15 protein-coding genes and 1 pseudogene are annotated in these 21,330 nt (G+C 59.5%); 3 read left to right on the top strand and 13 right to left on the bottom strand.

Annotated features, from left to right (window positions below):
* Positions 1–22 precede the first annotated feature (22 nt).
* The 10 genes from ISN39_RS28760 to ISN39_RS28715 all read right to left on the bottom strand — a co-directional run bounded on the left by ISN39_RS28760 (position 23) and on the right by ISN39_RS28715 (position 14,659).
* Positions 23–493, bottom strand: coding sequence for a cyclic nucleotide-binding domain-containing protein (locus ISN39_RS28760; RefSeq protein WP_022716669.1), 471 nt, complete (start codon positions 491–493; stop codon positions 23–25).
* A gap of 107 nt (positions 494–600) precedes the next feature.
* On the bottom strand, positions 601–3,315 hold the full coding sequence (locus ISN39_RS28755; protein WP_194731399.1) for an ABC transporter transmembrane domain-containing protein: 2,715 nt from the start codon (positions 3,313–3,315) through the stop codon (positions 601–603).
* 193 nt (positions 3,316–3,508) lie between these two features.
* Positions 3,509–4,657, bottom strand: coding sequence for a glycosyltransferase (locus tag ISN39_RS28750; RefSeq protein WP_194731398.1), 1,149 nt, complete (start codon positions 4,655–4,657; stop codon positions 3,509–3,511).
* On the bottom strand, positions 4,639–5,886 hold the full coding sequence (locus ISN39_RS28745) for a glycosyltransferase (RefSeq protein WP_194731966.1): 1,248 nt from the start codon (positions 5,884–5,886) through the stop codon (positions 4,639–4,641). The genes ISN39_RS28750 and ISN39_RS28745 overlap by 19 nt, the downstream gene beginning before the upstream one ends.
* Before the next feature lie 10 nt (positions 5,887–5,896).
* The gene (locus ISN39_RS28740; RefSeq protein ID WP_074073034.1) at positions 5,897–7,105 is read right to left on the bottom strand and encodes a glycosyltransferase family protein; all 1,209 of its coding nucleotides are present in this window, start codon (positions 7,103–7,105) and stop codon (positions 5,897–5,899) included.
* Positions 7,106–7,198: 93 nt separating this feature from the next.
* Positions 7,199–8,371, bottom strand: a complete 1,173-nt coding sequence (locus ISN39_RS28735; protein ID WP_074071575.1) for an ABC transporter permease — start codon at positions 8,369–8,371, stop codon at positions 7,199–7,201.
* Entirely contained in the window at positions 8,371–9,369 is a 999-nt protein-coding gene (locus ISN39_RS28730) for an ABC transporter permease (RefSeq protein ID WP_074071576.1), read from the bottom strand. Before ISN39_RS28730 ends, ISN39_RS28735 begins: the two co-directional genes overlap by 1 nt.
* 1 nt (position 9,370) lies before the next feature.
* Entirely contained in the window at positions 9,371–11,281 is a 1,911-nt protein-coding gene (locus ISN39_RS28725; protein ID WP_194731397.1) for an ABC transporter substrate-binding protein, read from the bottom strand.
* Positions 11,275–13,170, bottom strand: coding sequence for an ABC transporter ATP-binding protein (locus tag ISN39_RS28720; protein WP_074071578.1), 1,896 nt, complete (start codon positions 13,168–13,170; stop codon positions 11,275–11,277). Before ISN39_RS28720 ends, ISN39_RS28725 begins: the two co-directional genes overlap by 7 nt.
* A 145-nt stretch (positions 13,171–13,315) precedes the next feature.
* Positions 13,316–14,659, bottom strand: coding sequence for an adenylate/guanylate cyclase domain-containing protein (locus ISN39_RS28715; RefSeq protein ID WP_194731396.1), 1,344 nt, complete (start codon positions 14,657–14,659; stop codon positions 13,316–13,318).
* 448 nt (positions 14,660–15,107) lie between these two features.
* Here ISN39_RS28715 and ISN39_RS28710 point away from each other — a divergent pair, with 448 nt between their 5' ends.
* Entirely contained in the window at positions 15,108–16,448 is a 1,341-nt protein-coding gene (locus tag ISN39_RS28710; RefSeq protein ID WP_281438328.1) for a nucleotide sugar dehydrogenase, read from the top strand.
* On the opposite strand, the gene ISN39_RS28705 is transcribed toward ISN39_RS28710, so the two are convergent.
* On the bottom strand, positions 16,438–17,613 hold the full coding sequence (locus ISN39_RS28705) for a DUF3095 domain-containing protein (protein ID WP_194731395.1): 1,176 nt from the start codon (positions 17,611–17,613) through the stop codon (positions 16,438–16,440). The genes ISN39_RS28710 and ISN39_RS28705 overlap by 11 nt on opposite strands.
* A 123-nt stretch (positions 17,614–17,736) precedes the next feature.
* On the opposite strand from ISN39_RS28705, the gene ISN39_RS28700 reads away from it, so the two are divergent.
* Both ISN39_RS28700 and ISN39_RS38015 read left to right on the top strand, forming a co-directional pair.
* Positions 17,737–18,216, top strand: coding sequence for a class I SAM-dependent methyltransferase (locus ISN39_RS28700; protein ID WP_074071583.1), 480 nt, complete (start codon positions 17,737–17,739; stop codon positions 18,214–18,216).
* 40 nt (positions 18,217–18,256) lie between these two features.
* A pseudogene (locus tag ISN39_RS38015) lies at positions 18,257–18,512 on the top strand (hypothetical protein); the annotation flags it as partial.
* On the opposite strand, the gene ISN39_RS28695 reads toward ISN39_RS38015, so the two are convergent.
* Both ISN39_RS28695 and ISN39_RS28690 read right to left on the bottom strand, forming a co-directional pair.
* On the bottom strand, positions 18,485–19,363 hold the full coding sequence (locus ISN39_RS28695) for an FkbM family methyltransferase (RefSeq protein ID WP_194731394.1): 879 nt from the start codon (positions 19,361–19,363) through the stop codon (positions 18,485–18,487). The pseudogene ISN39_RS38015 and the gene ISN39_RS28695 sit on opposite strands and share 28 nt — an antisense overlap.
* Entirely contained in the window at positions 19,363–21,081 is a 1,719-nt protein-coding gene (locus tag ISN39_RS28690; protein ID WP_074071585.1) for an adenylate/guanylate cyclase domain-containing protein, read from the bottom strand. Before ISN39_RS28690 ends, ISN39_RS28695 begins: the two co-directional genes overlap by 1 nt.
* Positions 21,082–21,330: the final 249 nt, after the last annotated feature.

Here is a 21,330-nt window from a genome sequence, read left to right as displayed (position 1 = left end):
CATGTCCGGAACTTGCCGAAGATTACTGAAGCGCCGCCTGCGGCTGCTTTGCAGCGCGTGCGGCCGTCAATTCCGCCGTCGTATGGTTCAGGCGGTCGGCAAGGACGCGCATGATCTCGACGGCAATTTCGGGAAAATCGCTGAGAAGCTTCAGGAAATGCTCCTTGCTGATGCGCAGCACTTCCAGTGGAGAGGTAGCACGGACAGTCGCGGTGCGCGACACGTCACAGAGGATGGCGATTTCGCCGACGATGGAATTAACCTCGACGTCGGCGACTTTTATGTCGCCTGCAGGCGAATTCACGAGAATATCGGCGGTGCCGGAAAGCACCACATAGGCCGCGTCGCCCGGATCGCCCTGGTGGAAAAGATCCTGACCGGCCTTGTAGGTCATCCGATCGGAGGTGAAGGCCAAAAGCTTGAGTTTCGCCGGGGCGATCCTTGCGAAGATCGGCACCCGCCGCAGCATTTCGACTTCATCTCTCAACAGCATGAGCGTCTCACCCCCTGCCGCTTCTCCTCGCCGAAGGAGAACGCGCTTTAAAAAACTCTACTGACATTCCCTCGCAAGAATGCCGTCTCAGCCGCTGCAATAGAATATTACGATAACAGTTCCTTGAACATCCCGTTTTTCTCGGAAAGTTCCGGATAGTTTCCCGCTTCCACTAAATCTCCGCGATTAAAAAGTAAAATCCTGTCGAAGATTTCTGCAAGTCTTGCGTTTGAAAGCACCCAGATGATCGCTGGGCGTTTACCCTCCTCGTGCAGGTCTTGGACGACGTTGCGGATGATGTGATCCTGCACACGCTGATCGAGCGCGGGAAGCGGCCGGTTGAAGATGAAATAATCCGAGCGCTTCAAAAGCGCGCGGGCGAGGTTGAGTTTCTGGCGCTGAACCATCGTCAATCGCTTGCCGCCGGAACCGACGTCAAACTCAAGGCCGATCGACAACACGTCGTCGTAAAGATCAAGCGCATCGAAGAGTTCGCTCATGATGGTGCGAATACGATCGGAAGCGTCCGCCTGCTGATAGGCGATACGGCCGAACAGCACGTTGTCCATCAGCGTTGCGGAGGAGGTGAAGCGCTCGGGATCGTGCCGCTCGATGAGAACGGCAAGATCATCCGGTATATGCTCGTGAAACTGCTTGCGGGCGCTCACGATCTTGGCCATCAGTTCATCGCTCAGCAAGCCGAAGCGATGGCGCGGCTCGATATAGGCAAAGCTCAGCCGGATGATCATCGAGCGCTCATCGATGCTCGCATCCTCGAACGGGCGGCTCTGCAATTTCTGCAGCAAGGCCTGATAGGTCGGAATATCATCCGCCGTCATGAAGGTCAGCTGCTGGAAAAAAGGGTGGTCGGGCGGTAGATCGTGGAAGAGTTCGACGGCGTTTTCGGCGATTTCCAGGCCCATCGCATAGAGGTCGTTGCTGAGGCCGGTATCGCGGAAAAGCTGCTGGAAATAGGGGTGTGCCGCAAGCTTGCGGTTGTTCATCATCGGTCGTTTCATCGTGCCGAAGAGCAGGTTTTCGCCGACCGTTGCCTGGGAATTGTAGTTATCGAAATCAAAAGGCACGACGATGGCATCGAGGCTCTCGTCCTTCATACGCTCTCGCAGCGACTGACGCAGATCGACGATGCGATCCGCAAGCGCCACATGCACTGTTGTATCAACCGTCGAGCGGAGGGCTAGGTCGAGAATGTCCTGCGAAATCAACACGGCGTCGAGCACCGGTCGGATCGCCGTCAGCAGATCGTCCGGTCCGGTTGCCCCGGCGGCGTTGTAATCGACCCAGTCGCTGTTGAGATCAAGCGTCGGGTTGCCGGCCTTCAGCGCCTCGGCGGCATGCCATTTGAATTCCTGTGCTGCCTCGTCCTCGTAGTTGGGATCGGTCAGCGGTGCATGCTTGAGACCGTAAAGTAGGTTGTCGCGCAGCGTGCCGTGAAAAAAATAGCTATCGGCGGAAGCGTAGGAAATCCGACGGCCGGTAATCGATTCCGGCAGTTCCAGAAGGTCGCGGCCGTCGATGCTGATACGGCCTGAGTCCGGCCAGACGATGCGGCCGAGCGCTTCGGCGAAAGCCTCCGCACCGCTGCCGTTCGGCCCGACAATCGCCACTGTCTCGTTCGGCCTGATCTCGACCGAGACGTGGTCGACCAGGCGCGCGCCGCTATCGTCGCTGAGGGTGAGGTTGCTGACGACGAGGGCTGCCGTCAGCGGGCCGATTGCCTCTGCCGGGATTTCCTGGATGCGGCTGTCAATGAGCGGCTCGACATTGAACTGTTCATAGACCTGCTGATACTTGACCTGAACGTCCTGGCGCATCTGATCCCAGTCGATCAGTTCTTTCAATGGCCCCGGAAGATCCTTGTAGGCGCTGATGACGGCAACGAGCTGGCCGATGTCAAGGCGCCCCTGCAACGCGAGATAGCCGCCGATCGCGTAGAATAGGAACGGCGTCACCTGCGCCAGGAAGTTGTTCAGGAACTTCACCAGGAACTTCCACTGGTAAAGGTCGTAGCGGATCGAGAAGATGAGGCCGAGACGCGTGGCAATGTCGGCGCGTTCCAGGTTCGAGGTGTCATTGCCGTGAATCGTGCCGATACCCTCGACAATCTCGCCAACGCGGCCGGAAAGCTCGCGGGCTGTCAGCTGCCGCTGGCGGCCGAGTTCGAGCAGTCGTTTTCTCATGCGCGGAATGACGACCGCCTGCACGCCGACGATTGCGGCCGCAATCATGCCGAGCCAGAAGTTCTGGACAATGATGAAGGCAAGCGCCGTCAGCGCCTGGCCGCCGAGAAGGGCAGGCGAGACGAAGGCATCACCGGTGAAGCCGCCCATTGGCTCCACCTCGTCCTTGATCATCGTGGCAATTTCAGCCGATTTCACCCGCTTGAAATGGACGGGCGGGAAACGCAGCACCCGGTCGATGAGTTGGAACCGAATACGCCTTAACATCCGCTCGCCGAGGCGGCCTTTGTAGGTATTGATGTAGAATTTGAAGAGGCCGTTCAGTACGACGAGCGCCAGGAAGACGAGGCTCAGCGCCATCAGCATCTGAAGGCGGTTAAGCTGGAACCCCTCGAAGAACTCGACATGCCCGATCAGCGGGATGTCATAGGCAAGATGCATGAAGGTCTGGGTCGCATTCGCATTCTCGAAGCCATCACCTTGAATCGGGCCGTTGACGATCTGTTTCGGCAAATCGAAGGACAAGAAATAGGGGACCATCGAGACGGCAACGACAGCCAAAATCCAAAGCTGCTGCCGCCGCGTGTTCGACCAGATATAGCGGGCGAGGCTTTTTTCCATGCTAACCGTCAGCCTGATTGGAAAGGGCGGGCCGGGATAGGGGGCCATTCGTAAGGGGAGATGCCGAAAACAGATTCATGCAACCGGACCGCCGGGTATTGTAGGGAAATCAAGGCGAAGCGGATTGCTGTCGAATGCCGATTCTCGCCGGAGCTTCAGTTATATCACAGGATTTTCATAATAGGCGAGCGATTCAACCAAGCATCGAACGGATGATCGAAGCAGTTGTCTCGGCTCCCGTCAGATCGAGCGTGACGTCCTTTCTGGCGGGTGCTGCAAGCATTCTTTCGACTGCCGCTGCCACATGCTCTGCGGTCAGTCCTTGCTCTGGAAGAACTGCGGCAAGACCCAGTGCCTGCAAACGCTCGGCCCGCACCGTCTGCTCCGTTTCGCCGCCGGCGACAAAGGGGATAAGGATCGAACGACAATTTGTTCGCAGCAGGTCTCCGACCGTGTTGTAGCCTGCCTGCGAGATCGAGATTTTCGCGCCGCGCAGCAGCGAGGGAAAGTCCTTGCGGAAGCGCGCAAGCGTGATGTTGGCAGGTGCGGCCCGGCTCAGCCCGATAAAGTCCGTCTCCGGCAGATTGGGACCGGTGACGAGCAGCCAGCGATGACTTGCGGGCAGCATGGCTGCCGCATCGCGCGCCGCGCGGATGAGCTTCAGGCCGACGGCCCCGCCGCCAGCGGAGGCAATGATGTCGAAGACGTCGGTCGGAGCGGCGGCCGGTGGGGGTGCAACGAGACCGGTATATCGTACCTTGTCTGCGATTTCGGCCGTCAGCGGAAAGGTATCTTCAAGTCGCACAAAATCCGAATCACCGTGAACGAGCACGGCGTCGAAGTGACGTTTCACCAGGTCGACGGTTTCCTCGTCCCGGCCGGGCTTGCGGTTTTCTTGAAGGATGTCGCGCACCGAACTGAAGAGTTTTGGCTTTGGATCCGTCCTGCCGATCATATCGAGCAGCGGCAGCAGTTCGAAGCGCATCTGACGCCTGCCGAAGGGGAAGGCCTCGGTGATGACGGCATGCGGCCGCACCTCCTGAAATGCGGCAAGCAGCAGGTCGCGCCGTCTTGACAGAAAGGCGTCGCCGGCGACATTGCCGTGGGCGTCCGCCAGACCCGAAAAGCCGGCATTGCTGGCAACGACCGGCGGCAAGGCTATGGTCTTTATGCCTGCGCCGGGAAAGCCTGGAACTGGTAAGCCGCCTGTTGCGACCGTCACGTCAAAACCGTCCTTGACCAATGCGTCGGCAATGCGGCTTGCGCGCGCGATGTGGCCGATGCCGAGCAGGTGCTGGACGTAAAAGAGGATGCGTTTTGCGCTCATGAGGGTTGTTGCCATTCCTCTTCGAAGAGGTGTATCAGCTGCTTTATGCTGGAATGATAGTCGAAATGCTCACGCACGCGTTTTTCCGCCGCATCGCCCAGCCGTCTTCGCAGCGCCGGATCGCGGATCGCTGCCTCAAGCGCGCCAGCGAGCGCCATCGGATCTTCCGGTGGAACGACGAGACCGTTCTCGCCGTTTGTCAGCAGTTCCGGCACACCTGAAACATCGGTCGAAAGGCACATGAGCCGCTGGCTCGACGCCTCGACCAGCACATTTGGCAATCCATCCCTGTCGCCGTTGGCTGCAATACGGCAGGCAAGCGCAAACAGGTCGGCGCTGCGGTAATGAGCGAGCACCTCCTTCTGCGCCATCGCGCCTTTCCAGGCAATGTTGCCGGCAAGTCCGAGCTCCGCGGCGAGCGCCTTCAATCTGGCCAGGTCGTCACCGCCGCCGATGTGTTCGAAACGCCAGTTGAGGCTTTTTGGAAGCAGGGCAAGGGCGCGCAGCAGCACGTCGTAGCCCTTCTTTTCGACCGCCCGGCCGACGCTCAATAGAAGAACCGGGTCGGACGGATCGGTGCCATCCCGGTTGGAGTGCTGGCCTTCGAAACGGCCGAAGCGGGCCAGATCGAGGCCGTGATAGCTGAGGTGTACTGCATCCGGCCGCCCGGTCAGGCTTCGCATATGCTCCCAGCCGCTCCTCGTGCACGTTACCGCCCAGCGGGCGGTGCCAAGCTTGGTGTTCAGCTCCCAGTCGGGTGACGTCCAAATGTCTTTCGCATGGGCCGAGACGGTCCAGGGCACGCCTGTCAGGATGCTTGCATAATCGGTGACAGAAGCAGGTGTATGGATGAAGTGTGCGTGCAGCCATTGGCCGTTATCGGGCCACTCGCGGGCAAGCACCAGCGCCTGGCCGAGGCGGCGGAAGCGGTTGCGCGACATATCGCGTGGCAGATCGGTCAGAAAGCGTTTCATCAAGGCCTTGAAACCCGGCTTTCCAAAGCCGGCAAAAAGCCCCTTCAGGACGCGCAGCGGCTCTTCGTGCAGGTATTCCGGCAGGTAGACGACGCGCGCCTTGATCTCGTCATGCACCGGGTGGCGTTTCGTGTCGGTCGGCCGCCTCATCGAAATCAGCGTCAGATGGAAGCCCGCTTTTTCCAGGCCGAGCAGCTCTTGGGCAATGAAGGTTTCGGAAAGGCGCGGATAGCCTTTCAGCACGACAAGAATCTTGCGGCGCTCCGGCAAGGCTTTGATCTTATTCTGCGCCGACGACGGCAAGATGGCTGCCGCGATTGTCGAGCCAGTGGCCGACGGTCTGCGAAATATGGTCGAGCCCTTGAAGTTGCATATCGCGTCCGCTCTTTGATGGTGGCAGGCGTTGCGGCAGCCGTTTCAGTGCCTCTGCCATGATGGCCGGATCAGCCGACTGATCGGGCAGAAGCACGTCCACAAGGCCGAGTTCGCTGGCGCGCTGGGCACGCAGCAACTGCTCTTCCCGGGGCTTGACCCGCGGCACGACGAGGGCCGGCTTGTCGAAGGACAGAATCTCGCAATAGGTGTTGTAGCCGCCCATGGCAACGACGCCCGTGGCGCCGACCATGAGTTCTTCCATGTGGTTGTCGAACTCGATCACTTCGATATAGGGGATCTTTTCGCCTTTCCTGACGAGTTTCGCGCGCTCGACTGCCGGCATGTAGGGTCCGAGCACGACCAGCGCTTTCTGCTCAAGCGTCGCATCATGCTCATAGGCGTTCATCACGTCATGTACGAGGTCGGAACCATCTCCGCCGCCGCCGGTGGTGACGAGGATGTAATCGTCCTTGCGCGCGTTGACCGATGTCTTGCCGACCGAAACGCTGCGTTGCAGGAAGCCGACGAAGTCCATCTTCCGGCGCACGCTGTGGGGAACGTCGAGGCCGATCAGCGGATCGTAAAAATCAGGCGGCCCGTAGACCCAGACGCTGTCGTAATACTGGTCGATCTTCTGCATGATACCGTTCCTCTTCCACTCGGCATCGAGCAGATGCGGCGCATCCATGATCTCGCGCAGACCGAGCACCAATGTCGTGCCCCGTGCCTTCAGATAAGCAAGCGTGTCCTCGATTTCGCCTTTGAGGCCCATCGGCTCCTTGTCAACGATGAAGATGTCCGGCTGAAAGGTCTCTGCCGTATGGCGGATGCTCGATTCGCGCATCTTCAGCGTTTCGTGAAGATCGATATGGCTCGCCATGGACGTATATTCGCCGTTGTGAAGCTTGATCACGCTGGGGATCTTCACGAAGTCGACGCGCGCCCGGTAGTCGAACGCACCGGCAATCGTTGCGCCGGAAATGATCAGCACATTGAGACCACGATAATCCTCGACCAGCGCATGTGCAATTGTCCGACAGCGGCGCAGGTGGCCGAGGCCGAACGTATCGTGGCTGTACATCAGAATGCGAGCATCTTCCACGCGTCTGGCCATGGGTATTTCCTTCGGGGCGAACAACATAGTTAGGCCCCCAGTCTTCCGGAGGGCGAGACACAGCAGAGCGGCAAATCTCCACCAAGCCTGCTGCTATTTGTAGGGATCTGCTGCATCGCGCAACCCATCTCCCAGAAAGTTGAAGGCCAAAATGACAAGAACCACTGGAATAATCGGGAAAAGCAGCCACGGATAAAAGGCAATGACGCTGACGCTCTTGGCCTCGGTGAGCAAGATACCCCAGCTGGTGATCGGCGGCCGAAGGCCAAGCCCGAGAAAGGAAAGCGCCGTTTCTCCGAGGATCATGCCCGGGATCGAAATCGTCGCCGAGGCAATCAGATGCGACATGAAGCCGGGAACAAGATGCCGCGCGATGATGCGGGGCGTGCTTGCCCCCATCAGCTGGGCAGCCTGCACGTAATCCTCTTCGCGCAGCGCCAGAAGCTTGGAACGCACGGCACGCGCAAGCCCGGTCCAATCGATGATGCCGAGGATTACAGTAATACCGAAATAGATGACGATCGGGCTCCACGTCACCGGCATGATGGCTGCAAGAGCCATCCAGAGCGGCAGGCTCGGCAGCGACTGCAGCACCTCGATCACCCGCTGGACGATCAGGTCGAAGACGCCGCCCCAATAGCCGGCAAGGCCGCCGATGACGATGCCGAGCACGAAGCTGATTGCGATGCCGATCAGGCCGATTGTCAACGAAATCCGGGCGCCGTAGAGGATACGGGAGAGCACGTCGCGGCCGAGGCGATCGGTGCCGAGCAGGTACATCTGGCCGCCTTGTGCCGGGCAGACAAGATGCAGATCGGACTGAACGAGGCCCCAAAACTTATAGGAATCGCCACGGCAGAAGAAGCGGATCGGCTGAACGTCGTTCGGATTGTCGGTGTAGACCCGGCGCAGCGTGTCAAGGTCAAGTTGCATCGTGCGGCCATAGACGAAGGGACCGACGAATTCGCCCTTGTCGAAGAGGTGCACGCGCTGGGGCGGGGAATGGATGTAGTCGACATTGCGCGTGTGCAGGCCGTAAGGCGCCAGAAACTCAACGACCAGTATCATCAGATAGACGACAAGCAAAAAGATGCCGGAAGCCAGCGCTAGACGGTGCTGCTTGAACTTCCACCACATCAGTTGCTTTTGGGAAGCAAGGTGAATACGCGAACTGGCAGCCGCCATCGTTTCCGTGGCGATGGGATCGAACGGTGCGGTCGAGACATAGTGCTGCAAGGGAGCGCCGGGCGGTGGCAAGGGCGACATTATTTGGTGCTCCTGCCTTGCAGACGGATGCGCGGATCGAGGAAGCCGAGGGCGATATCGGAAACCAACACGCCGATGACGTTCAGGAAGGCAAGGAACATCAGGAAGGAGCCGGCAAGGTACATGTCCTGGCTCTGCAGGGCCTTTATCAGCATCGGGCCAGTCGTTTCGAGCGACAGCACGATGGCGACGATCTCGGCGCCGGAGATGATGGACGGCAGGATCGAACCGATGTCGGCGACAAAGAAGTTGAGCGCCATGCGCAGCGGATATTTGATGAGCGCACGGGTCGGATGAAGACCTTTGGCGCGCGCAGTCGTTACATATTGCTTCTGCATCTCATCCAGCAGATTGGCACGAAGGCGGCGGATCATGCCGGCCGTACCCGCCGTGCCGACGATGATGACAGGGATCCACAGGTGGGACAGGATCGATCGCGCCTTCTCCCAGCTCATAGGCTCGGAGAGATATTTCTGGTCCATCAGATGACCGATCGAGATGCCGAACCAGATATTGGCGAAATACATCAGGATGAGTGCCAGCATGAAGTTCGGAATGGCAATGCCGAGCAGCCCGAGAAACGTCAGCCCGTAGTCGCTCCAGCTATATTGATGGGTAGCGGAATAGATGCCGATCGGAAAGGCGATCAGCCACGTCACCAGGATGGTCGTGAAGGAAACGAGGATCGTCAGCCACAGACGGTCGCCGACCACTGCGGAAACCGGCAACTGGTATTCGAACGAATAGCCGAAATCGCCGTGCAGCATGCCGCCGACCCAATAGAAGTAGCGGATGATCGTCGGTTTGTCGAAACCGTATTGCTGCCGCAGCTCCTCGATTTCTTGCAGGTTCGCGCTCTCGCCCTGTGCGCGCAGCTCGGCGATCTGGCTTTCGAAGAAATCGCCCGGCGGCAACTCGATGATGGTAAAGACGAGCGCCGAAATCACGAGCAGCGTGGGGACCATTGCGGCAATCCGCCAGAGAATATATCTCAGCACGTCACGCCTCCTTCAGCCAGAAAGCATCCGGCATGTAAATGCCGAGATAAGACGTTGGATCGAAGCCGTAGAGCGCCCGCTCCGGCACGTTCTGCATCTTGGCAGAACGCAGGATCGGCTGCAGCGCGCCATTGATGAGCCCGATCGAAAACACCTGCTGCGTATAGATCGACAGCATCTTGTGCCAGATCGCTTCGCGCCTGCGGAAGTCGGCAGTGGCACCCCACTGTTTCAGGAGGTCGACGAGCTCGACCGCCTCAGGCAGGTCGGGGGCGCTGCCCTCCTGGCCGGCAGACAAATAGTACATGCCCCAGATTGGCCATTGCAGCTGATCGTCGACGGTCGGCGCCAGCTGGCTTGGCGCCATGTCGGCGGTCGGAACGCCGTTTTCAATGCCGAACCACGTCGACATCATGATCGTGCCGCTCATGGCGCGGCTCTGAAAGACGTCACGCTGCGACGTTCGCGTGTAGAGCGCAAGCCCGATATTCTTCCAATGATCGCGGACGAGTTCGAGCACGTCGGTATCGAGTGTGCTTTCGCCGGAAGTTTCGACGGTGATTTCCGCTCGCCGTCCGTCCGGCAGCAGGCGGAAACCTTCGCCGTCACGCGCTTTGAGACCCAGTTCGTCAAGCAGGCGGTTGGCTTCATCCGGATCGAACTGAATGAAGGCGTCAGCGTATTCTTGCTTATAAAGCGGGCTGTCCTGCAAAACGGTGTCGGCGCTCGGCTTGCCGAGGCCGTAGAAGGCGACCATGTTGATTTCGTGCCGGTCGATCGAAAGTGACAGCGCCCGGCGGAAGCGAACGTCGCGGAAGAGCTTGCGCCAGGTTTCGTCGGCGCAATTGAGGTTCGGGAGCAGCGCGATCCGCGATCCGCGCGCCTGTTTCCAGAGATTGACTTTGACCGGGAAGCGCTTCTCGGCCTCTTTGAGGAAGGTATAGTCGTTGAAGTCGATGCCGGTCGCCTGCAGGTCGGATTCCCCCGCACCCGCTTTGGCCGCGATGATCGACGACGAGCTGACGTTCAGGATGAAGCGGTCGATATAGGGCAATTGCATGCCGTTTTCATCGACGCGATGGAAGAACGGATTGCGCACGAAAACGAATTGGTCGGCTGGCGGCGCTGTCGTGTTGCGCCATGGATCGAGCGTCGGCAGCTCCGGATTTTCCGGACGCGAGGCGCGCGACATCTTGATGTGCAGATCAACCCACTTCTTCACCCGGTTTTCCCGCATGAGTGCGGAAAGCCGGAAGTCATCCTGGTATTTTTTGTGGAACTGCTTGAGATAATGGGCGGGACCGAAGATGACGAGCGGCAACGGTCCGGCGAGCGCCGGCAGGAAATTCGGGTTGGGCTTGTCCCAACTGTAGCGGACGGTGAATTCGTCGAGCACCTCGAAATGCGGAAGCACGCCGTGCGGGCGCAGCTCCAGCGCCCCGCCGCCGGGCGTCAGGGAGTTGTTGGAAATGACGTCTTCCCACCAGTAACGGAAATCGTCGGCCGTGAAGGGATGCCCATCGGACCACTTGTGGCCTTCGCGTAGGTGGAAGGTGAAGATGCTACCGTTTTCCGATGTATAGCCGCCGAGAATGTCGGCCTGGAACCGCAGGTGCTTGTCATACCCGACAAGGCGGGAATAGCCGTAAACGGTCATGTAGCGGATGTCGCGGGCGGCGCCGATGATGGTGCGCACAGAACCGCCGTAGACGCCGGGCGTCAGGCCGGCCTCTTTCATGTTGATGATGCGCGGATGCTTCGGCAATCGCTCGGGCATTGGCGGAATGCGATCTGCAGTCAAAAGGTCACGCAGGAATTCCGGCTCAATATCGCGGTCGCCCATATCACGTGCAGCAGCCGGTCCGACGGCTGCGCCAAGAAGGCCGCCGAGAAAGGTTCGGCGGGTTACCATGCACGCAGTTCCTTTGCATCTGCACCCTTGCGGGCGCGCACCAGATGACCGTTGCCGAGATCGGCATAGGCAAGTTCGGACGCATCGTCATGTTCGGCGGTAAAGGTGATGCCCCAGTTCTGTTTGTCGGCGGCGCCATTTTTGCGCAACGCTTCGAAATCGAGTGGCCGGTCGAGATCGGGGAAGGGGACTGCGGCAAGCAGTGATTTCGTGTAGGGATGCACCGGATCTCGCAAGATGATCTCGCGCGGGGCGATTTCGACGATGCGGCCCTTGCACATCACGGCGATGCGATCGGCCATATAGTCGACGACGGCGAGATTGTGCGAAATGAAGAGGTAGGTCAGGCCGAGCTCTTTTTGCAGATCCTTGAGCAGATTGAGAATTTGCGCCTGCACGGAAACGTCGAGGGCGGAGACCGGCTCGTCCAGGATGATGAGTTTGGGACCAAGAGCCAGGGCTCGAGCAATGCCGATGCGCTGGCGCTGGCCACCCGAGAAGCTGTGCGGATAGCGGCTCAGGTAACGCCGGTCGAGGCCGATCGCGCCCATCAGCGCTTCGACCTTCTGCTTGCGTTCGGCGCTGTCCCCGCGATCGTGGATTTCCAGCGGCTCGCTCAGGATGTTGCGCACCGTCATGCGCGGCGACAGCGACGAGACCGGATCCTGAAACACCATCTGGATCTTGGTTCGCAGCGCCTGCAAATCGTCGCCCTTGACGGAAAGGACGTCGATCACGTCCTTGCCGTCATTGAAGATCACCGAGCCGCCATCGGGCGTGATTGCGCGCATCAGGATCTTGCTGACGGTGGTCTTGCCGCAGCCCGACTCGCCCACGAGCCCCAGACATTCGCCGCGCCTAATATCGAAACTGACGTCGTCGACGGCCCGCACGACTGCCGCTTGACCTCTGCCGAAAAGACTGCGCTTGCGCGTCGCAAACGTCTTGGAGAGATTGTTGACCGAAAGCAAAAGCTTCGGCCCGTCCGCACCCACCATTCGCTTTTTGCCGAGGAACGATTCCAGATTGACCGGAACATCACGCAGCGCTTTTAGCCGCTCGCCCGGCTTCATGTCAAAATGCGGCACGGCAGCCATCAGGCCCTTCAGATATGGATGCTGCGGATCACGAAATATCGCATTGACGGGTCCAGCTTCCATGATTTCGCCGTGATAGATCACGACGACCTCGTCTGCCATGTTGGCGACGACGCCGAGATCGTGTGTGATAAGCAGCATCGCCATGCCGAGCTTATGCTGGAGGTCGCGCAGCAGCTCGAGAATTTGCGCCTGGATCGTCACGTCGAGCGCCGTGGTCGGCTCGTCGGCGATCAGCAGAGCGGGTTTGCAGATCAGCGCCATTGCGATCATCGCGCGCTGGCGCATGCCACCTGAAAGCTCGAACGGATACATGTCGTAGGTGCGCTGCGGATTGGCAAATCCGACGAGGCCAAGCATCTCCTCGGTTCTTTCGCGTGCCTCGATCTTGTCGGCATCGGTGTGGATCAGCAGCACCTCGCTGATCTGGTTGCCGATGGTGTGGAGCGGCGAGAGCGACGTCATCGGCTCCTGGAAGATCGTCGCCATGCGCTTGCCGCGCAAATCCCGCATTTCCTCGCTGTCGCGGCCGAACTGCAGGATATCGGTGGTCTCGCCGTTGAGCGGATCGGTGAAGAGAATGCGGCCGGTCGCCTTTGCGGCGTTCGGCAGGATGCCCATGATCGACTGGCTGATGACCGATTTGCCGGAGCCGGATTCCCCGACAAGTGCGGTCACCTTGCCCGGAAGAATGCGCAGTTCAGCATTCTTTACAACGCGCAGCTTGTCTCCGAACACTGAGAATGAGACGTCGAGATTCTCGATGCGCAATAAGTCGGACGCGGACGCCATACCAACGATATTCCCAGTCTCTTTTGTGTTCCCGTTAAGGCACACTATCGTACCGCAATCGGGGTGTCCAGTTGATGACGGGGCATGGGGAACCGACACGTTTCGTCTGATTTACAAAAGCAAAAACAAGCATTTCAGCCGCAGCTTACTGAACGAATCCCTCGGCCGTCGCCCGCTTGGCCTGCTTCTTGGCATCGCGGTGGAGGAGGATGACCTGTTCGGCCTCGGAAAGGCCATTTGGCGCGACTTCGCGGAAATTACCGTCGATGGCGCGTGTCGGTGCGGGCGCGCGCGGCTGAAGGATCGTCACCTTCTGGCGGATGCCGCGCAGCTTCTCTTCACCAAGCGTCGTCCATTCACCGCCGCAGTAACCGGCAAACGCCTGGCTGGCGACGACCTCGCGATTGTACTTCTTCGTCAGCGCCTGCAGACGCTGGACTTCGTTGACGGCCGAACCGAAGGCCGAAAACGTCAGGCGGTCCTTGAGGCCGACATTACCGAGCATCACGTTGCCGATATGCAGTCCGATGCCATAATTGATCGCGCCAAGACCTTTTTCGGCGCGTTCGTTGTTGAGTTCGGCAACGCGGGCCTGCGCCTGATGGACGGCAGAAAGGGCCGCCTGCGAGGCGATCTTCGACGGATCCTTGTGACGGCCGCAGGGGTAGACGGCGAGAAAGCCGTCACCGAGGAAGCTTAAGATCTCGCCGCCGTTGCGGTTGAAAGGTGCTGCTATCGCGTCGAAGAACTCGTTCAGCGTGTCGATATAGGCCTGCCGGCCTTCCTTTTCGGCATACATCGTCGACTGGCGCATGTCGCCCATGACAAGGGCGGCCCGGATCGTTTCTCCGTCGCCGCGGCGGATCTGGCCGTTCAGCACGCGCTTGCCTGCGTCGCCGCCGAGATAGGTCGTCAGCATATTGTTTGCGAGCTTGCCGAGCACGGCCATCTTGGCGGCGACGGCCAGATGGTTCTGCATGCGCAGCAGAGCATCGATCATGTCGTCGGAAAAGCCAATATGATTGTCCGTCGACCACGAGCCCATCATGCCCTGGACGGAACCGTCGCCGAAGGGCTGCACGAAGGCGAGATAGTCGGTGATCTTCTCGGCGCGCAGGTCCTCGAAAATCGGGAATTCCGCAGCGCCATCAAGCGAGATGCGGCGGCGGATATGCTGTAGATTGTTGTCGAGAAGATAGTAATACGGGCTTTGGAGAAAGCGGTCGGGCTTTGCGCCCACCGAATGGCGGTAGCCTTCGATCGTGACGCCGCTCGCACGCCGCCAGGTGAAGCCCAAAGCGTCATAGAGCGGATGAAGCATCGAAAAGGTCAGGTGCACGCGCGCGATCGGAAGACCGGCGGCAGCAATCCGCTCGCAGAACCCGCGAACGATGTTTTCGAGATCATCACCGGCAAGCGAGGAATTTGTCAGCCATTCGGCGACGCGGTCCAGAAGGATGGAGGACACGCTGGATTCGATCGTGCTCATTCTTGGTATTATCCTCATAAAGCACGTCCGTTCCTGAAGACGATAGAAAACCGGCCCGCGGCACTGTCGTGCGCAGGGCGGAAACTCAAGATGGACGAGCGCTATTATCGTGTCAACGATCTGCCGAGGAACCGGCAGACGTACCTGTCAAACCCACAAAAACCGGGAGGACGGGCAGCCCTTTCCGTCATTCACTTATTCGATTTAAATAGGCGCGCCGGGAATGCGAAACAATGGCATCGGCGCATTTTTCTCCGCTTGGACAATCATCTCGAGCAGCTTGCGAGTCTTTTCGGTCACACCGGAAAGACCTGCCCTGGCAGATGCGGGCCGATGGGGGCAAGGCGATCACGCCGGCTTCACATCGCCGTTGGAAGACGGCGGGTTTCAATCTCGGCGATCTTGCATTATCTCACGGCCTAACTTCCTCTTATTGAAGAGATCTGTCTTGGCCAGCCCATCCTCCTTCGCCGACCTTTCCGCAAAGATTAAAGACCGCTCGGCCCGTGCGGGCGTCATCGGGCTCGGCTATGTCGGCCTGCCGCTGGCGATTGCAATTGCGCGAAGCGGTTTTGAAGTGACTGGCTTCGACATCGATCCGAAGAAGATCGTAGCGCTCGATGCCTGCAAATCCTATATCGACGCGGTGGCAGACGAGGCATTGACCGCCGAGAGGGAGGCGGGCCGCTTTTCGGCGACGACGGACTTTGCTGGCCTTGCAGCCTGCGACGTCATCGTCATCTGCGTGCCGACACCACTTACGAAGCATCGCGATCCGGATCTTTCCTATGTCGAAGCGACGTCACGCTCGATCGCAGCGCATCTTCGTGCCGGTCAGCTCGTCGTTTTGGAATCGACGACCTATCCCGGCACCACGGACGACGTCGTGAAGGTCATCCTGGAAAAGACGGGCCTGAAATCGGGCGTGGATTTCTTCGTCGGCTTTTCTCCAGAGCGCGAGGATCCCGGCAACCAGCACTATCACACCGCGACCATTCCGAAGGTGGTCGCTGGCGACGGCGCGGAAGCGCTAGACCTGATGAAAGCCTTTTATGGTGCGGCGGTGAAAACCGTGGTTCCGGTTTCTTCCAACGCGACGGCCGAAGCGGTGAAGCTTACGGAGAACATCTTTCGCTCGGTCAATATTGCACTCGTCAACGAGCTGAAGACCGTTTATGCGGCGATGGGCATCGATGTCTGGGAAGTGATCGACGCGGCCAAGACCAAGCCGTTCGGCTATATGCCGTTCTATCCTGGGCCCGGACTCGGCGGCCACTGCATTCCGATCGATCCGTTCTATCTGACATGGAAATCCCGCGAGTACGAACTGCCGACGCGCTTCATCGAACTTGCAGGCGAGATCAATTCGGCGATGCCGCGCTATGTCGTCGGCAAGCTTGCAGAAGCACTGGATATCCGTTGCGGGAAGGCACTGAGCCGCAGCAAGGTTCTGGTCCTCGGTCTTGCCTACAAGAAGAATGTCGCAGATATCCGCGAGAGCCCGTCGCTACGCTTGATCGAGATCATTGAGGAGCGCGGCGGCAAGGCGGATTATCACGATCCGTTTGTGGCTGAAATTCCGCCGACCCGCGAACATCAGGCCTTGAAAGGACGCAAATCCGTGGCGCTGGCGCCGGAGATCTTGGCAGATTACGACGCTGTGCTGGTCGCAACCGATCACGATGAGGTCGATTACGCCGCGCTTGTCAAAAGCGCGCCGCTGATTGTCGACACGCGAAACGTCTTCAGGCGGCTCGGCCTTTCGGCAGGTCACGTCATCAAGGCGTGACGCTTGCCGCCGAAACAGCCTTGCCGGTGATCTTGGCGGCGGCAACGGCATAGCCGCCGTTTGCGCCATCTATGAAATGCATGTGGTCGCGTGAGAGCGGCGTCGGCACGAAACACGTCATCAGCGCTGATTTCTGCCGATGCAGGCCGTAGCGGGCAATGCCGCCGGCTTGCGCTTGATCGAGCAGCTTTTCGATCCGCTTCAGACGTGCGGCATCTACATCGATCGTCATCTTCAGCCCGTCGTCGAATTTGCGGAAATCCGAGTTTCCGGCAACGTCCTCCTTGTAGCGCTGGGCGTCGAATTTGCCGAGCGGCATCCCGATTTTATAGAGCGCGGAAAGGAGGGCGAGCTGAAGCACGATGAAGAGCTTTGTCAGGAAGCGTTTTCCCTTCGGTGCAGTCACCTTGACCTCGCGATCGATGCCTTTCATCGAAAAGGAAAGCTTGGGACCTTCCGGCGGTATCGGATGGCCGCCTCGGCCCTGCTCGGCGGCAATCGCGACGATTGCCGTAACCAGTTGTTGAAACTGCGCGCCTGCACCCATTGCGCCGGCAACGGCAATGATGGAGACGATTTCTCCATGTCGCGATTCAATCGGGTTCCAGCGGCAGGAGAGGCCGGCGAGGTCCGGCCGGGTGCCTGGGGCGGCGCGCGCAACGGCGTACTTGCCGTCTTTCATCTGCCGTTCGGCCCAGCTGTTGCCGCCTCCTGAAAACATCGCGTAGCTGACGTAGGGGCTCGCGGAATAACGTGCGATCATGACATCGAGACCTTCGCGGCGGATATCGGCGAGCGGCACGACGGCGGCGCGCAAGATGAAGCCGAGCTCTTCTTCGGCCCAGATCTGTACGGCTGCGAGAGCATCGCGCGCAATCATTTCGAGTGATCCCGGCAGAGCGATGAGCGCCCCGTCGCCACCGAAGACGAAGGGATAATCGCCCTTGCTGACGGCATTCAAGACGGCGGAGATAACAGAGGCGCCCGCCATGTTGACGTCCTTGTAGCGTCCGGCTTCGATCGCCTGCGTCGACCCGACGATATCAGCAAGCGCCAAAATCCAGCCGTCCGGCAGTGGCCGGTAGTTTCCAGCATCGGTCACGTCCTCGAAATCGGTGAAGACCGGCACTGTCGCGAAGAATTGTTGATCCGGAACGGCATTCATGATCCGACCTTATCACAGACGCGTGTCGCCGCGGCAACGGCATTTTGATTTACGGTGGTCGACTTTGCGCGGTTTCATGTGATAGCACCGGATTGCAAAAATGAATGACGGACAAGGACATAGATGAGCCGCCTCGACAGCTTCATCCGCCGTTTGACGGCTCAGCGCGACATCCTCAATTCCATCTGTGATCTGGTGAAGGAGACAGAAGGTCCGGTTTTGGAATTCGGCCTTGGAAATGGCCGGACCTATGATCATTTGCGCGAGCACTTCCCGACCCGCCGCATAATCGCATTCGATCGCGAGGTGCATTCCTATTCGGCCTCGACCCCGCCTGCCAACGACATGGTGACGGGCGATATCCGCGAAAGCGGCCAAGCCTTCATCGGTATCGGTGCAGCACTTGCCCATGCCGATATCGGGACGGGCCATGACGAGATCGATGCAATAACGCTGACCTGGCTGCCGCAGCTGGTGGCCGGCGTTCTGACAAGGGGCGGCGTCGCCGTCAGCGGTCTGCCGCTCGATTGGCCGGAGCTTGAGCCGCTGCCGCTGCCTGACGGCATCAAGGAAGGACGGTATTTTCTCTACCGGAGGATATAAGCCTGCTTAGGTGCGCAGGTTTCCCGTGCCGTAGGCCAAGAGCCCACTTCCTGCGCGGCTCGGTTGTGCATTTGATGAGGCGCCTTCGGTCCGGTCATCCGCACCGATGGCAAGCAGGAGACGACGGTCAAAGACGTCATTGCCGCCAGCGATGCGGCAAGCGGACGCATAACGCCACGCTTGCGTCGGCTTCGGCCGTCCTTGCTGGCGTCAACTGCCATCTATCCCTTGCCATGCATGTGCACGCCGGGGGGCCGCAAGCGAGGGATCAGGGCAGCAAGAGGACGTCGTACTGATCAATGCCGCCTGGCAGGTCGCGGACCTTCATTTCCTGCTCGCCCTCCTCGAAGAAGACGACGCAATCCTCATAGCAGCCGGCAAGCATCGTTACGAAATCGCGGGTCTGTTCAAGGCCGTAGAAAATGGGTGTGAATTCCATGTAGAGCAGCACGCGCCGCGACATCAGCGGAGCCATGGAGCGGCAGGCGACAGGCTCGTAGCCTTCGATGTCCATCCAGACGAGGCTGACGTCGTCCGGATTGAGACCTGCCTCGCGGAGGATGTCGCTCACCGGCTTTACCGGGACGCTCACCTTCATATCCGATGAACTCCGTCGAATGGCGCTGCTCTTTCCATGGTTCGTTGCGTTGAGAAAGAAGTCGATCTCCCCTGCAGTCTCGCCTGCGGCGCAGTTGACGAGCGTGACCGTCTCCTCCAGCCGGTTCTGGCCAATGTTGGTTTGCAGCAGCCGGAAATTGCGAGGATCAGGTTCGACGCTGACGATGCGCGAATAAGCGTTGCTCAGCGCGAAATAGACCGTCTGCGTGCCGATATTGCCGCCAAGCTCGAGCAGCACGCCGTCCTTTCGCAAAAGGCCGCGCTCGCGCAGCACCGCCAGGAGCCGATCGACGTTCCCGCGCTCGAAATGCCCCTTCCGGAAGACTTTGCGGCCGATATAGTCGGATGGCGAAAAGGTCATCAGATGATCGCCGGCATCAACGGTCATGGAAACGACCCGCGGGCCGATGTTCTCGATGAGCAACCGCCGGCCGAAGCGCGTGTCGAAGAAGCGGCTTGCCACGGCGTTCCGCGCTCTGCGCAGGCGCTTTCGCCAGTATTTTTTTGATCCCAACGCGTCAACGGCCATCAGGCTTTCCCATTGAGCGGCCCACCCGCCCGTTCCTTGTGGATCACATAGACTTTCAAAGGCAGCGCCCGGCCGCGCACGCTGATGTCGCGGCTTTCGATGCCGCGCATATCGGCGCCCGACAGATCGGCCACAGGCTCGGAAATGACGAGCGCTGCACCGAACTCCTTGGCGGCGTTTTCAAGGCGGCTGGCAACGTTTACCGTGTCGCCGACGGCGGTGAGATTTCGCACCCTGCCGTACCCCATCGTCCCGACGACGGCCGGTCCAAAATGAATGCCGATCGCGATCTGAAGCGGTATCGTCAGTTCATCGGCGAGTTCGGCGCCGAGTTTTTCAATTTCCGACGTGATCGTTTCGGCTGCTTTCAGCGCCTGGCGGCAGGCCTCGCCGGGCGAAGTGCCGATGCCAAAAAGGGCCATGGCGCCGTCGCCGATGAACTTGTCTATCCGTCCGCCGGCTTGTTCCACTGCCTTGCCGACGAGGGCGAAGTAGCGGTTGAGCAGGAAAACGATGTCGAAAGGCAATCGGGTTTCCGTCAGACTCGTGAAATTGCGAATATCGCAGAAAAGCACGGCAATTTCACGCTCCCGGCCAGGACTTGTTTCCTGCGTGTTGGCAGGAAGGGCCGTTTCGGTCGCCGGGATCAGAAGTGGCGCGACGGTGATGTCATGGTCCGGGCGCAGCTGACAGGCGAGACGCACGTCCGGCGCCGCATTGATGCGCTCGAGCGTCTTCTGCTCCAGTTGATCAGGTTGCGGCAGGCGTTGGTAATCGCCGAGGATCTGAACCCGGCAGGTGGAGCACTGTCCCTTGCCGCCGCAGACCGAGTAATGGGGCAGCCCGCCGAGACGGCTCGCCTCCAGCACCGTAAAACCGCGTGGCACCTTGATCGTCTCACCCCCCGGATAGTGCACGGCAATCTGGTCAGTGCGCTCCTTCCACTTGCGGCGGGTGCGCGCGGCGACGACGGACAGAAGCGCCAGCGAGAAGCTGCCATAGAGCCCGGCGCGTATCATCGCGATCTGCCGCTGGGCGTGCGGGTCGGAATAATAGCGGGTATTCAGGTTTTCCTGATAGCGCCCGGTGTCGACAAGACCCTCATAGTCCGGCTCGGCGATCGTGCGGCCCATCTCGATAAAGCCGAGCAGCGAAAGCACGGGCAGCAGGATGGCAAGCGCCAGAAGCAGCGGTGCAAGACCGTCGTACCAAGGCCGGTAGCGCAGCCAGAAATGCAGGCCGATGCAGCCGTGGATCCAGACGACGATAAGCGCGACTGCCTGCCGGATGCCGTTGCCGAAGGAGAGGATCCACAGCTGGCGAACGACCGTTTCGTAGTTGTCGGCATATCTGTAAAGTTCATGGACGATACGGGTTCCGATCACATGATCGATCAAGAGCAGCGGGATGGCGAGGCCGAGCACGATCTGGGCCATTTCACCGTTTGGCATGACCAGGCTGCGACGCATGTATAGCGAGCGAAGCACCAGCGCGATGTGAATGAAGATCGCGCTGTAGAAGATCAGCGTGCCGAGCGGATTTCGCCAGAGGGCGACAAACAGCCGGCGGCCGTCATCGGCAGCAGCGACGGAAATGAGGCCGAGTGCATGGTTCGACAGGTGGAGGACCACGAAAGTGAACATGACAAGGCCTGAGCCGAGCCGGGCGCGCCGGATGTTGCGCTCCGAAAAAATGCCTGTGTCCGCGATGGTTGCCATTCATTTCCGTTCTTGACGTTCACCTGCATATGCCGAAAGTCGGTTAACTTTAGATCGTCTTTTCCTAAATCTGAATCCGCCACCAGTTCGAGACGCTGGAGCGTGACCTGCGGAAAACCGTTTCACAGCTTCGAGGATCATGCTCTAGAGATGTTGAGGTGAAAGCGAAATGCCATCTTCTCCAGCCACGATCACATTCCATATGTTTATCAGTAACTTTTAAGGAAACGGACAATAGCGGTAATTTTT

Origin of the sequence: Rhizobium sp. 007 (assembly GCF_015353075.1) — a bacterium.
Classification (GTDB): Bacteria; Pseudomonadota; Alphaproteobacteria; order Rhizobiales; family Rhizobiaceae; genus Rhizobium.
This window is presented reverse-complemented; position numbering and strand designations above follow the sequence as displayed.